The sequence below is a fragment of the Bacteroides intestinalis DSM 17393 genome, assembly GCF_000172175.1.
GTDB classification, from domain to species: domain Bacteria; phylum Bacteroidota; class Bacteroidia; order Bacteroidales; family Bacteroidaceae; genus Bacteroides; species Bacteroides intestinalis.
This window is the reverse complement of record NZ_ABJL02000008.1, coordinates 1,552,894-1,567,429: the sequence shown is the minus strand read 5'-3', so window position 1 is coordinate 1,567,429 and position 14,536 is coordinate 1,552,894. Positions and strand designations below refer to the sequence as shown.

12 protein-coding genes are annotated in these 14,536 nt (G+C 46.3%); all 12 read left to right on the top strand.

Annotated features, from left to right (window positions below):
- Nucleotides 1-10 precede the first annotated feature (10 nt).
- The 12 genes from BACINT_RS15675 to BACINT_RS15620 all read left to right on the top strand — a co-directional run bounded on the left by BACINT_RS15675 (nt 11) and on the right by BACINT_RS15620 (nt 14,503).
- Nucleotides 11-1,300, top strand: a complete 1,290-nt coding sequence (locus BACINT_RS15675; protein WP_007664736.1) for an ABC transporter permease — start codon at nt 11-13, stop codon at nt 1,298-1,300.
- Nucleotides 1,301-1,306: 6 nt separating this feature from the next.
- A complete protein-coding gene (locus tag BACINT_RS15670) occupies nt 1,307-2,593 on the top strand; it encodes an ABC transporter permease (RefSeq protein ID WP_007664735.1) in 1,287 nt (428 codons plus the stop codon).
- A 173-nt stretch (nt 2,594-2,766) separates the two neighbouring features.
- Complete coding sequence (locus BACINT_RS15665; protein ID WP_007664733.1) at nt 2,767-3,432, top strand: ABC transporter ATP-binding protein; 666 nt, start codon at nt 2,767-2,769, stop codon at nt 3,430-3,432.
- A gap of 75 nt (nt 3,433-3,507) precedes the next feature.
- Complete coding sequence (locus BACINT_RS15660) at nt 3,508-4,782, top strand: ABC transporter permease (protein ID WP_044155311.1); 1,275 nt, start codon at nt 3,508-3,510, stop codon at nt 4,780-4,782.
- Nucleotides 4,783-4,796: 14 nt separating this feature from the next.
- Nucleotides 4,797-6,059, top strand: a complete 1,263-nt coding sequence (locus tag BACINT_RS15655) for an FtsX-like permease family protein (RefSeq protein ID WP_007664729.1) — start codon at nt 4,797-4,799, stop codon at nt 6,057-6,059.
- A gap of 26 nt (nt 6,060-6,085) precedes the next feature.
- On the top strand, nt 6,086-6,718 hold the full coding sequence (locus tag BACINT_RS15650; RefSeq protein WP_007664727.1) for a GIN domain-containing protein: 633 nt from the start codon (nt 6,086-6,088) through the stop codon (nt 6,716-6,718).
- A gap of 31 nt (nt 6,719-6,749) precedes the next feature.
- Entirely contained in the window at nt 6,750-8,042 is a 1,293-nt protein-coding gene (locus BACINT_RS15645; protein WP_007664725.1) for an ABC transporter permease, read from the top strand.
- A gap of 33 nt (nt 8,043-8,075) precedes the next feature.
- Nucleotides 8,076-9,314 carry an ABC transporter permease gene (locus BACINT_RS15640; protein WP_007664722.1) on the top strand — a complete coding sequence of 413 codons (1,239 nt, stop codon included), beginning with the start codon at nt 8,076-8,078 and terminating at the stop codon, nt 9,312-9,314.
- A 24-nt stretch (nt 9,315-9,338) separates the two neighbouring features.
- Complete coding sequence (locus BACINT_RS15635) at nt 9,339-10,619, top strand: ABC transporter permease (protein ID WP_007664721.1); 1,281 nt, start codon at nt 9,339-9,341, stop codon at nt 10,617-10,619.
- Nucleotides 10,620-10,621: 2 nt separating this feature from the next.
- Complete coding sequence (locus BACINT_RS15630) at nt 10,622-11,896, top strand: ABC transporter permease (RefSeq protein ID WP_007664720.1); 1,275 nt, start codon at nt 10,622-10,624, stop codon at nt 11,894-11,896.
- A gap of 27 nt (nt 11,897-11,923) precedes the next feature.
- Nucleotides 11,924-13,162, top strand: coding sequence for an ABC transporter permease (locus BACINT_RS15625; protein WP_007664719.1), 1,239 nt, complete (start codon nt 11,924-11,926; stop codon nt 13,160-13,162).
- A 27-nt stretch (nt 13,163-13,189) separates the two neighbouring features.
- A complete protein-coding gene (locus BACINT_RS15620; protein ID WP_007664717.1) occupies nt 13,190-14,503 on the top strand; it encodes an ABC transporter permease in 1,314 nt (437 codons plus the stop codon).
- Nucleotides 14,504-14,536: the final 33 nt, after the last annotated feature.

Genomic DNA, 14,536 nt, shown 5'->3' with positions numbered 1-14,536 from the left:
ACACAATATTATGATTAAACTTTATCTGAAACAAGCTTGGACGCTGATAAAGCAGCATCGTCTCTTTACCGGCATCTATGTGGTGGGTACAGGGCTTTCAATAGCTCTTGTCATGACAATGTTCATCATCTTTTATGTGAAGTTTGCGCCTATATATCCCGAATATAATCGCAATCGGATGATCGTATTGAAAATGATGAAATCTTATCCTAAGGATGATGATAAGAGTTGGAATTGCTCCAGCGTCAGTTACGATGTGGTGAAAATGTTACAAGAATTGCCGCACTTGGACGCTATCGGTGCCGCATCAGGCAGCTATCGAGAATATTACGTGGAAGTTCCTGACAATAATGAGCCTATTGGCATTACTCCGCTTTATGCCGATGCAGGATTTTGGCAGGTCTTTACCTTTCGTTTTCTGTATGGAAAGCCTTTCACACAAGCGGATATCGATGCGAAACGCAGGGAAGTGGTAGTTCCGGTAAGTCTGGCAAGGAGGCTGTTTGCTGCAGATGATGTGGTGGGCAGACGCTTTAAGATGGATGCGCAGGAATACCGGGTTTGCGGTGTGGTAGAGGATGTTTCTGCTGCTACGCCTTCTACCGTGGGAGATTTATGGATGCCAATAACGCTTAACTCTTGGATTAAGTCGGACAATTCCGAAAAGTTGGTTGGTAGTGCGGATATATATATGACGGCTCCCACTGCTACCGACAAAGAAGCTTTGAAGGAAGAAGTGCGTGAGGTTTTTCGGAAATTTAATCTTGCTGCTCCTAAATATATGAATGACCTTATGGGACAACCCGATGACTACTGGGCCAGCACATTCCGTGTAAATTCTTGCGGAGCCCCTGACCTGGCATCCGAGTTGAGGGGATATCTTTATATGTTGCTTGCTCTGCTTTTCATCCCTGCCATGAACCTGAGCGGCATGATGTCTTCGCGCATGGACGAACGCCTTTCCGAGTTGGGAGTACGCAAAACATACGGTGCTACCAACGGAAGCCTCATAAGGCAAGTGTTGTGGGAGAATCTTCTGCTCACCTGTATCGGTGGTTTGCTTGGCTTGCTAATTTCTTATCTGATAGTGCTGACGGCAAGCGATTGGATACTGACCCTGTTCGACAGTTATACGGATGCTGGGAAGACTCCTTTCCTCTCGTTTGAGATGCTATTTAATCCGATGGTTTTCTGTACGGCATTCGGACTTTGTGTGCTGTTGAACCTCATTTCTGCACTTATTCCTGCAATATGGGCATTGCGCCGCAACATTATTCAATCGTTGAACTCTAAACGTTAAGATGCTATGATAAAGATAATAAGACACCAGTTATGGAATCAGCGCCGGCAAAATGGGTGGATATTTGTGGAATTAGTCATCGTGAGCTTTTTCCTCTGGACGGTAATTGATCCTATCTATGTGCTGACTTCCAATCTTGCCCTTGACCCCGGTTATGATGAAGAACGGGCATACGCGCTTTATATGGATTATTATGATGAACTGCATGGTAAGTTTGACAAGGCACAAGATAGTGTTGCCATCAGGCAGGAAAATCTTTATCGCATTACCCGCTTGGTAAAGAATTGTCCCGAAGTGGAAAGTTTTGCCTTGGTGACTAATGCTAGTTTCCCAAATTGTAATTCGTGGAATGGCGGACAATACTTCAATGACACACTGAAGGTGCATTCGCAGTATTACCAGTTTGTGCAGGCAGAGGGTGGCGATGTATTCCGTACATTCGGCATGAAAGATGCCAAGAGTGGGCAGATCATGTCTTTGCCCGAAGACTGTGCTGCCCGTGAGGGAGTGTTTGTATCCGAACGTATGGCAAAGGAGCTTTTTGGCACTGCAGATGCAGTGGGCAAGAGGGTGCGATATGGCGACAGTACTTTCCATGAGGTGATGGGGGTGTTGCAGGACTATAAACATCGGATTAATGAACAGCCGGGTAACCTGTTGATACAAGTGAATGGCAAGATTCCAAACCATAACTGGATTCAACGGATGTATATGGTCACTTTTCGGTTAAAGCAGAATGTGGATGTTGCTGTTTTTGAGAAGCGCTTCAAGGCGGAAGTGGTTCCACAACTCAATGTCGGTAATTTCTATTTCACGAAGTTGGGACGCTTCGCTGATATTCGTCGTCAATATGAAAATGAGAGTGGGGTGACGAATACTTTACGTCTGCAATATTCATTGGCGGGATTTGCCTTGCTGTGCGTGTTTCTCGGTATGGTGGGCACGTTCTGGATACGTTGCAATGCACGGAGGCAAGACATCGGGCTGATGCGAAGTATGGGAGCTACCCGGAAAGGAATCTGCAATCAGTTCCTCACGGAGGCATGGCTGCTGGTGACGGTGGCATTTGTTGTTTCCCTGCCATTGACAATACACCGTGTCTATGCATCCGGTTTTGCCAATCCTACTATGGATGGAAACCCCGATTACTGGCAAAATCAGCCGTATACGCATTTCTTTATTGTCAGCCTGCTGACTTATGTGGTATTGCTCATAATTGCTTTATTGGGTACTTATGCACCCGTCACCCGGGCAGCGAAGATATTGCCTGCTGAGGCTTTGCGTGATGAATAGGACAGAAGCGGACAATTGAAAACGAACAGGGTGTTCATTTTCGGACACATGCTTGTGAACTTAATTGGCTGATAATGAGTATATGTCTTTTTTGGCATATCATTTGATTAATATATGTGAAGAACAAATAAATAGGAATTGAATCAATTAATAACAATTAAATACTTACCATTATGATTAAATTGACTGAGATAAACAAGATTTATCGTACGAATGAGATTGAAACCGTGGCATTGGAAAATGTAAACCTCGAAGTAGAGAAAGGTGAGTTCCTCAGTATTATGGGACCTTCCGGTTGCGGAAAATCTACGTTGCTGAATATTATAGGCTTGCTGGATGCCCCTACAAGTGGTATTATTGAGATCGACGGTACCCGTACGGATGGTATGAAGGATAAGGAACTGGCCGCTTTCCGTAACAAGAAGTTGGGTTTTGTATTCCAGTCTTTCCACTTGATTAACTCATTGAATGTGCTCGATAATGTAGAACTTCCTTTATTATATAGAAAGGTGTCCGCAAAAGAACGCCGCCGTTTGGCAGAAGAGGTATTGGCAAAGGTGGGTTTGAGTCATCGTATGCGCCACATGCCGACACAGCTTTCCGGTGGTCAGTGCCAGCGTGTGGCTGTGGCCCGTGCCATCATTGGTAATCCTGAGATAATCCTCGCCGATGAGCCGACCGGTAACCTGGACTCTAAGATGGGTGCTGAAGTAATGGAACTACTGCATCAGTTGAATAAGGAGGACGGACGTACCATCGTGATGGTAACCCACAATGAAGAACAGGCAAAACAGACAAGTCGCACGGTACGCTTCTTCGATGGTCGCCAGGTGGAATGACGGGGCAAATGAAAGAGTGAAAAGTGAAAGAATGAAATAGTGAAACAATGAAACTATGAAAGGAAGGATATAATGATGCAAACGATTCGTCAGGCTTTTACGATTCTGAAGCAGAATCCGTTATTGAGCACTATATCCATACTGGGTACGGCTTTCGCCATTACCATGATTATGGCTATCGTGATTACCTGGCAAACGAAATATGCTGATCTGGAACCGGAAGTGAACCGGAGCCGTTGTCTTTATTTCTCTGCTATGCATGTACAGGGAAAGGAGAATAAGGATTGGAACAACTTTGGCAAGCCTTCGGCTGCATTTATGAAGGAGTGTATACAACCGCTTCCGGAAGTAGAAGCCTGTACGGCTTTCAGTACAGCAGATGTGGCGCTGGTATCTCTGACTGATGGGAACAACCGTTTGAAAGTGGATGCCATGAGTACTGATCCCGATTTCTGGAAAATCTTCAAACTGCAGTTTCTTGATGGAAAAAGTTTCACGGAGGCGGAACGGGGAGGAGATATGCAGTCAGTGGTTATTTCCGCTTCTGTTGCCCGTAAGCTATTTGGAACGACGGAGGCGGCGGGACGGCAGATGTTGTTGAACAGGGAGGTGGTACGGATCATTGGAGTTGTGAAAGATGTTTCGGTTACGGCTAAGGACGCTTATGCACAAGTATGGAGCATGTACCATTCCAATGAATTGAACGTGACCGGTTGGTGGAGCTATAATGGAAATAGGACTATTGCCGTATTGGCGCGTACTCCTGATGATTTCCCTGCTATCAAACAAGGAGTCGAGAAACGGGTGAAAGACGTCAATGCCGGTTTGGAACAGAGGCAGATAGATATTATGGAACAACCCGATAACATTGTAGCACACGTAAACCACGTATGGTCTAATATAGGACCCAACTTGCCGATGCTTTATCTGCAATATGGAATTGCCTTGTTCATTATCCTGCTGGTACCCTCGCTCAATCTGTGCGGGCTGAGTAATAGCCGCATGCAACAACGTGTCAGTGAGTTGGGTGTGCGCAAAGCTTTTGGAGCTACGGATGGTACACTTGTCCGTCAGATATTGAATGAAAATCTGGTATTGACATTGATAGGAGGTGTGGTAGGTTTGATATTCAGCTACCTTGCTGTTTACGCCATGCGTACGTGGTTGTTTACCAACAGCGATAACATTGGTACGGCGGGCGATTTCAGTCTGAGTATGGGTGCATTGTTCAGTCCGGCGGTGTTTGTGCTGGCCTTTGTCTTTTGCCTGTTGATAAATCTGCTGAGTGCAGGACTGCCTGCCTGGCTTGCCACTCGCCGCACGATTGTGGACTCATTGAACGATAAATAAGAAAAGGAGATCTTATGAAATTTATATTACATAATTTACACATGATTTGGTCGCGCCTGCGCAGTAATGGATGGGTGTTGGCTGAACTCTTCCTGGTATTCATCGTGATGTGGTTCCTTTGCGATTCTCTGGGCTGTCTCAAGTATACTTTCTACCGCCCTTTGGGCTATAGCATAGACCACGTTTACCAGCTAAACACAATTATAGGAGGTGCCACCAGTGACACCACCTTGACGAATGCCGACAGATACCTGCGTGCATTGCGGAAATTGGAGCAGGAACCCAGCGTTGAGGCGGCTGCCCTGTGTTATTGGAGCCTGCCGATGAGCGGAAACAACAGCGACAACTCACTGGCCGCGCAGGACACCATCGGAGTGAATGCACGCATTATCCTGACTACCGGCGGATATATTGACGTCTTCCGCATGAGTGACGACCCGCAACGCCCCTTTGCCAAGACTCCTGCGGGGGAGAACAACGTGATGCTGAGCCAGGCAGCTGTGGACCGTTTCAAGAAGAGAATGCCGACCTTCTCACTGGATACACCGCTGAGTTACTATGGCGATACCACGTCGGTCGTTACGCAAGGCGGAAAGATAGAAGCCTTCCGTAGCTATCGTTACGGAAGCGATGCCTCGTGGTTTTTCTTTCGTCTGGACGAAAACCTGATTAAAACGCGGTTTGCCGACAATTGGGCGCAAATCGTTTTTCGTGTGAAAGCTGTTGCCGATGGCTCGGACTACCGTGCGAAGTTTATCCGTGAGATTGCACCACGGCTGGATGTAGACGATTTGTTTGTGGCTGATGCCGTGCCTTATACCGAACAGCAGTTACAATTTGAAGTCATGAATGGAGATACGGACAAGGTGAACAGTCAGGCAATTGTAGTGCTTTTCCTGTTGGTAAATGTATTCCTGGGATTGATCGGAACGTTTTGGTTCCGTACCCGTCGCCGCCGTGGTGAGATAGCTTTGCGCTTGGCTATGGGTAGCACAAAGAATCAGGTATTCCGCCTCCTGACAGGCGAGGGACTGTTGCTGCTTGCACTGGTGACGTTGCCCGCAATGATTATTTGCTATAATATAGGTATAGCGGAGTTTACCGTCGGACGGTCGGAACTGATTTCCACATGGCCTGTAGAGTGGAGTTTTCTGCGCTTTCTGTTTGGTTCTTTTGGGGCATGGCTGCTGGTAGCTTTGATGGTAACGATTGGAATTTGGTTTCCGGCACGGCAGGCGATGAAGATACAGCCGGCCGAGGCATTACATGAAGAATAAGAAATAAATTGGTATTAATCATTAATATGAGAAAGATTATGAAGGCTTTATTTATAACCCTGAGTTTATTATTTGCCGCAGTAGCCGGTACAGTTTATGCAGCTAACGAAAAGGACCCGCAGGTTAGTGAAATTCGTAAAGTGGAGGCTTTCTCTTCTGTTGAGGTGACGTCTGTAGCAACAGTGTACTTCACGCAGGGCAATAACTATTCTCTGAAAATAGAAGGAAGGGAAGAATATGTCACCACCACGACTACGGAAGTGAAGAATGACTGTCTCATCATCGGTTTCAAAAATAAAAAGGATGGTAACAACAACCGTAATAAAGGCGTGAATATCTACCTGACTGCTCCCGACCTAAAAAGTGTGAAATTCAGTGGTGTCGGTTCATTCAACTGCAATGAAGCTCTGAAACTGGATGATGTGAAGTTTGAGATAGAAGGCGTAGGCAAGGTAAATGTGGAAGATCTGACGTGCAATTCACTTGTAGTAAAAATGGAAGGTGTAGGCAAGGCTGATATTCACGTGAATTGTGACCGTCTGCGTGCCAGTATGGAAGGTGTAGGCAGCGTTACGTTGAGCGGACGCGCCGGACAAGCCGATATTTCAAAAGGCGGTATCGGTGGTGTGAATACACGTAACCTGAAAGTAGGAGAGTGACAATGGTCATTGTAAACTGTAAGCAAATAATATGATTAAACAATATTTTACGCAAGCATGGGCGCAGCTACGGCAACAGCCGATAATCAGTGCTGTCAGCATAGCCGGTACGGCACTTGCCATCTTTCTCATCATGTTGGTGGTGATGATGCAACAAGTCAAAGTGGCACCTTTTGCACCGGAAAGCAACCGCGACCGCTTCCTGCACGCCCATTATATGAGCATTACAAACCAAAATTGGGGGGGCGGAAGCAGCAACGGTCCTATGAGTGCGAAGACTGCACGCGAGTGCTTTCAGATATTGAAAACTCCCGAAGCAGTAACTATTTATACTTGTATGGTAATCTCCACTCCGGTCAACCTTCCGGGACAACCTTCCATAGGTATCGACCTGTTGCAGACGGATGATATTTTCTGGCGTGTGTTCGATTTCTCGTTTATCGGCGGGAAGCCTTATGATAAGGCAACGTTCGATGCTGGGCTGCCGGTGGCGGTTATTACGGAAAGTGTGGCAAAGAAACTGTTTCAAAGTACGGATGTTGAAGGACGTGAGTTTCTGTTGAACCATGCACCTTATAAGGTAATAGGAGTAGTGAAGGATGTTTCTACCTTGGCTACAACCGCATACGGACAAGTATGGGTACCTTATACCTCGACAGAGATAACGAAAGATACGTGGAGTGATGAGCATATGGGCATGATGAGTTGTACCATCCTAGCACGTGATCGCGACGACTTTGATGCCATCCGTGAGGAAGCGGAACGGCGCAGACAGGAGTATAATGTGTTGATTGGTGCCGATGGTTACGAGTTGATTTACCGTAATCGCCCCTACGACCAGGAGAAAAGTGCAATAGCCTTTGCTGCCAATCTGGAACCGGACGTGGATCAGGCACGCAGGCAGAGACTGATAATCTTTGTTATCCTGCTGATAGTGCCTGCTATCAATCTGAGTAGTATGACGCAGAGCCGCCTTCGTCAGCGTGTGGCCGAAATAGGCGTGCGACGTGCATTCGGCAGTACACGGTTGGAACTGATGGGACAAATCATTGCCGAGAATTTTGTAGTGACCCTGATGGCTGGTGTACTGGGACTATTGTTCAGTGTGGCATTTGCTTATTTAGGTAATACATTATTGTTTGCACAGGAGTTCAGTCAGACTCTAAGCCCTCCGGCAGTGAATACTAGCATATTGTTGCATGCTTCTACCTTTGGCTGGGCATTGTTGTTCTGCTTCATATTGAATTTATTGAGTTCCGGTATTCCGGCATGGCGTGCATCGAGAGTAGGAATTGTAAATGCATTGGGCGGACGTCTGCATTAATCACTTATCACTAAACATTAATTACTGAAAGAAATGACTAAGAAACTTCTTACACAGATAAAGAATGAATGGCTCTCAAACCTATGGTTGGCGTTGGAGTTGCTGGTGGTGAGCGTAGTGATGTGGTATGTGGTGGACTACCTCTATACCCGTGCTGCCACTTACCTGGAACCGCGAGGCTTCAACATAGAGCACTGCTATCTCATTGAATTGGGAGAACTGACACCCAAGAGTCCAGATTATATGCCTGATAAGAGTAGGGACGACACACATGCGGATATTGCTGAATTGGTAGAGCGCTTACGTCGCCGTCCGGAGGTGGAGGCTGTCAGCCTTTCGCAAAATTCGTATCCTTATAATGGAAGCAATAGTAGCGGGGAGGTGCGTTATGATACGCTTCAGTCACCCGAATGGACTATCCGTAGAATGGTTACTCCGGACTTTGTGCGTGTCTTCCGCTATCAGGGTACACGGGGGGAAACGCCCGAACAATTGGCGGAGATGCTGGAACGCGGTGAATTTCTGGCTTCTGATAATCTTTATAGAAAGTACGACCATAAGTTGACGGAGTTTGTAGGCAAACGTTTCCAACTTTTCGGTGACACGACCAAGACGTATCAACTGGGAGCAGCCTTGCAGAATGTACGCTATCATGACTACGACCAGGCTCGTTCTTCGTATTGTTTCCTGGCCAAACAATCTTTCTATTATGTAGGTCTGGAACTCTGTGTCCGCGTCCGCGAAGGGCAGGATAATAATTTTATTACAAAATTGAAGGAGGACAGTGAAAGCCAGTTCCGTATAGGCAACCTCTTTATCTCGGAGATTCGCTCGTTCCACGATATACGCCGCAACTTCCAGCAGGCATGGACCAATGATATCCGTAACTATGTGATGGGTATGGGATTTCTGCTGCTGAATATCTTCCTTGGACTGCTTGGAACATTCTGGTTCCGTACGCAGCAACGCCGTTCGGAGATTGCATTGCATAAAGCACATGGGGCAACAGACGGTGCTATTTTCCGCCGATTACTCAGTGAAGGCTTGTTGCTGCTGGCGGTTGTTACACCTATTGCACTGGTCATTGACTGGAACCTGGCGCATCTGGAACTGAATTCATGGCGTAACGGTACAACGCTGGAATGGGATAGATTATTACTCTGTGCGGGTATTAGTTTTGTATTGATGGCGTTGATGATTGCCATTGGTATCGGTATTCCGGCACGTAAGGCAATGAAGGTACAGCCGGCTGAAGCCTTGCATGACGAATAAGTTTTTAAGATAAAACGAAATATTATGATACGACTCTACTTTCTTCAGGCATTTTACCATTTGCGCGAGAACCCAATCATTACCTGGGTGTCCATATTAGGTACGGCAATGGCAATCTGCATGATTATGGTGCTTGTTATTACTTTCCAAGTGCGACTCGTGGATTGTGAACCTGAAGTGAATCGCTCGCGTACACTTTATGTCCCTTATATGTCTGTAAAGCAAAAAGGAAATTCAGACAATGAGTCCGCCAATGCTTCCATGTCCGTGCGTACTGGGAGAGAGTGTTTCCGTGCATTGAGTATGCCCGAAGCTGTAACGTTAGCCAGTGGTGTCTATAGAGTTCGTGCTTCTGTTCCTTCCAGATCGAAAGCGACGGCGGATATGGTGCAAACCGACGAAGCATTCTGGACAATTTTCAGTTTTCATTTTCTGAGTGGCGAGGCATTTACCAAGGCTGACTGTGATGCCGGATTAACGCGTGCGGTGCTGGATGCTACTACAGCCCGCAGGCTGTTTGGCACTACGGATGCTGTGGGACATACAGTGCAACTGGATTATGTTGATTATACCGTTGCCGGAGTGGTTGCTGATGTCTCTATGCTTGCTACGGCTGCTTATGCACAGATATGGGTGCCTTATACTGCTGCGGGCGCAGAAGCTATGTCCTGGCAGAATGACACGATGGGGCCTATGCATGCTATTATCCTTGCACGCTCGTCTGCGGACTTCGATGCCATTCGTGAGGAAACTGAGCTGCTCCGCAAAAAGTATAATGACGGGTTGCAGGATGTAGAAGTCTTTTATCGCGGTCAGCCCGATACGCAACTGGCTTATCTTTATCGCCGCTGGTATGCAGAACCTGATGTCCCGGGAGTGATGTTGCGCTATGCTATTGTTGTCATCATATTACTTCTTGTTCCGGCGGTTAACCTGTCCGGCATGACCCTTTCGCGTATGCGTCGCCGTATGGCTGAAATTGGGGTACGCAAGGCTTTCGGTGCTACGGGCGGTGAATTGATGCGGCAAGTCTTTTTCGAGAATCTGGTGTTGACGTTGCTGGCAGGTATCGTTGGTTTGGCTTTAAGCTACGTTGCTGCTTTTGCGCTGAACGGTTTTCTTTTCAGCAATTCGATGAATGCTTCTCTGAGTGGTGAGACTGCATTGACACCGGGAATGTTGCTGTCACCGTGGGCATTTATTGCAGCATTTGCATTCTGTCTCCTGATGAACATACTTTCCGCAGGTATTCCTGCATGGCGTGCTTCCCGGATGAATATTACTGATGCTATTAATCAAAGATAGATATGAAGAACCTGCTAACACAAATAAAGAATGAATGGCGGAGCAACCTTTTCCTGCTTGTGGAGTTATTGTTGGTTTTCGCTGTGTTGTGGTATATCGTTGACTGGGTTACGGTTACTGCACGTGTTTATCATACTCCGATGGGGTTCGATACAGAGCATTGCTACAATTTGTCTTTTAATAGCCTGCCTCCCAAATCTGCATTATATAATCCGGCTTTTACAGCCGAAGACGATGTGGATGCCCTGCTTGAGATTGCTGAACGTTTACGTCACCGTCCCGGCGTGGAGGGGGTTACTGTTTCACAGAATTGTTACCCATATAATGAGGGGAGTAGTGGAGCATTTTTTTATTTACAGGATACTATCTGTGTCACTGCTCATCAGATTTGGTCCGATCCGGATTTCTATCGCGTTTTTCGTTACCACACTGTTGATGGTGGTGGTCCGGATAAACTCGCTGCTGCTATTTCCGACCAAACTTTAGTTGTTACTTCCAATGTCACCGACAGGTATCCCCAACTGAATATGTCCGATGCCCGTTCTTTGCTGAACAAGGAAGTTTCTTTGACTTATCCCGACCGTGGTTATCATCGGCGTATTGCCGCCATTGCCGCCCCTGTGCGCAGTTCTCATTTTGAAACATCAAATGAGTGGGGTGGAGCATTTATCGGTCATAATCTAAATAGGGATGCCCTTATCAATGATTTGGGCAATGTGCGTTATGCCCAGGTCAGCCTGCGCGTTTCACCCGATGCGGACCATGACTTTGTGGATGCGCTTATGGAGGATGTGGACCGTCTTTATCGGGTAGGCAATGTTTACTTGCTTGATGCGCTTCCTTTCAGTGACATTCGCTACGTCCGGGAACTTGAAGATGTGAATGAGGTGAAGACACAACTTTGCATCCTCTTCTTCCTGATGCTGAATATATTTCTGGGGGTTATCGGTACTTTCTGGTTTCGTACACAGCACCGGTGCCGTGAAGTGGCGTTGCGTATGGCAATGGGATCCAGTCGTCGAGGTGTGTTCTTACGCCTGATGGGTGAGGGGTTGTTGCTATTATCGGTCGCTGCCGTTCCTGCTCTGCTGATTGCTTTCAATGTGGGTATTGCCGAGTTGGTAGACATCAGCAAGATACAGTTTACATTTGAGCGCTTCTTGATTGCGGCTGTGTTTACGTGGTTGCTTATGGCATTGATGATTGTTGTCGGCATTTGGTATCCGGCTTACAAGGCCATGCGGTTACAACCTGCTGAGGCACTTCATGACGAATAGTATTGTTTTATCAGAAAAAATAGAACTATGATAATCAGACAGGCATTTACACTTTTGCGACAAAATCCGTTTTTCAGCGTCGTTTCCATTATCGGTACGGCGGTAAGTATTGCTTTTGCTATGGTAGTCTACATGGTTTATGACATTCAGACTGCCAATATTCGTCCCGAATCGCATCGTGATCGGATGGTTTATTCTTCTTATGGCTATAGTTATCGTAAGGCAGATCATAGTAATGCGAACACGGGTATGTCTTATCAGGCTGCCAGCCGTGTTTTTGAAAATTTGCCTGGTGCGGAACTTGTTACTTATACCAGTTATTTCACCATGGAGTATTGTGGGGTTTCACCGGAGAAAGGTAGTCGCCGCCAGAAGCGTCGTGTCGATCTGAACTTCTGGCGTCTTTATGATATTCGTTTCGTAGCAGGTCGTTCGTTCGATCAACAAGAGTTTGATGCTTGTGCAGATGTTGTAGTCATTGCCGAGCGGTTGGCACGCGAAGCTTTCGGTTCGGCTGAAGAAGCTATTGGCAAGAGTTATTTTGTTGATTTTCGTCCCAAACGTGTAGTAGGGGTTACGGAAGATGTAAGTTCTCTTTTCACCTTTGCTTATGGCGAGGTGTGGGTGCCTTACTATACTAAAGACCCTGCATGGGGGAGTGAAGGATTACGTGGTGGTTTTGAAGCGATGGTGTTGTGTAAACCAGATGTCAGTCCCAATGAAATGAAACAACAGATAGAGAGTTCGCTGGATAGTCTGAATGCATCACTTACCGAATATGAATTGGTACTTCCTGATTTGAGCACCTATGCTGAGCGCCAGTTCTTCCGTGATGATTTCCTTAACCCTATGGCTACCTGTATCATTTTGGGGCTTATCCTACTCATTGTGCCGGCAATCAATGTTAGTGGACTTATCTCCTCTCAAATGTCTCGTCGTCTGTCGGAACTTGCGGTGCGTAAAGCTTATGGTGCAAGTCGTCTGACCTTGATGACACAGCTGCTAATTGAGAACTTGCTGATGGCATTCATTGGTGCATTGCTGGGATTTCTGCTTTCATGCCTGCTGTTATGGTTGGGGAAAGATTGGATGCTCGCAGGTGGATATACCGATACGAACTTCGAGGTAAGTATCTGGCTTTTCCTACGACCCACCGTATTTCTGACGGTATTGGGCGTATGCCTGCTTTTTAATTTTCTGTCCGTATTTATTCCGGCATGGAATGCTACTCGCCGTCCGATAGCAGAAGTTATCAGTGGAGAATAATTGTTTAAAAACTAAAGAGAAACCATTATGATAAAGTCTATCCTGACCCAAATCTGGAACCAGCGCCGTTCGAACAGTTGGCTCTTTGCAGAACTTCTGATTGTTTTCGTATTGTTATGGTATTGTCTTGATATGCTCTATGCTTTTGCTTATGCAGAACGTCAGCCTAAAGGGTATGATTTGGAACATGTATATAAAGTCAGTATTTCCACGAACCCCATGCAGTTGGTACTTTGTTCTTCCGAAGATAGTTTGCAAAATTTCTGGTTTAAGCCTATGGAGGAAGTATTCCGCCGGATCAAACAAAATCCGGATGTGGAGAGTGCCAGTATCTGGCTTGGTTCTGATGCTTATACTCGAAACACTGTATTTCAGGGATACACCACAGATAGCATAAGTGTGAAGGATGCTAATATTCGTTATGTATCTCCTGAATACTTTGATGTAATGCGTATTCCAATACAAGAAGGCACAGGAATGTTTTCTGCTGATATGAATGCCTTTGAAAGTACTTCCGGCTCTTCGCTGTCATTTGCTTCAGCCGAGTGGAATCCTGCTGTCACTCCATTGCCAGCTGTCATTACATTAGAGCTGGCTGACAGCCTTTTTCACGCTCATAACGGAGTATTGGGGAAGGAATTTTTCGATTATTATACAGGTAGCAGTCTCCGTTACCGGGTGACTGCCGTATGCGACCATCAGAAGACAGATGATTATGCCCGCTATGAATCTTTCATTTTAACCCCTCTTCCGAATTGGTTTTACAGAATGCAAGCTATTCCTTTTATTTCCATTCGCGTGCGCCCCGAAGCTGATACGAATGATTTTGCTACCCGCTTCTCCCGTGAAATGACTTCACGGTTGCAGGTTGCACCGTTCTATCTGTTTGAAGTCCGTAGCTATGATGAACAGAAAGCGGAGCGTGATGCATCCGAAGGGATTACTCCGTATATTCGCAGTGCACGGCTTATTGCTATATTCTTTAGCTTCAATGTTTTTATCGGGTTGATGGGGACTTTCTGGTTCCGTACCCGCCATCGCCGTAGTGAAATTGCTTTGCGTATGGCGATGGGAAGCAGTCGTTCCAGGATACGTTCCCAATTGTTGGGAGAAGGTTTGTTATTGTTGATACTGGCAGCTATTCCGGCTTTGATTATTTGTGGTAATCTGGTTATGGCGGAAGCTGTAATGACGGAACAGGCTGACGCTACCGGACTTCGCTTTGTGTTAGTCTCATTATTCACTTTCTTTCTTATGACCTTGATGGTAATTGCCGGTATCTGGTTCCCTGCTGCACAGGCGATGCGGGTGAAACCGGCGGATGCCTTACACAACGAATAGTCAGTTTTTCTTCTATATGTGCACCTTTTCTTT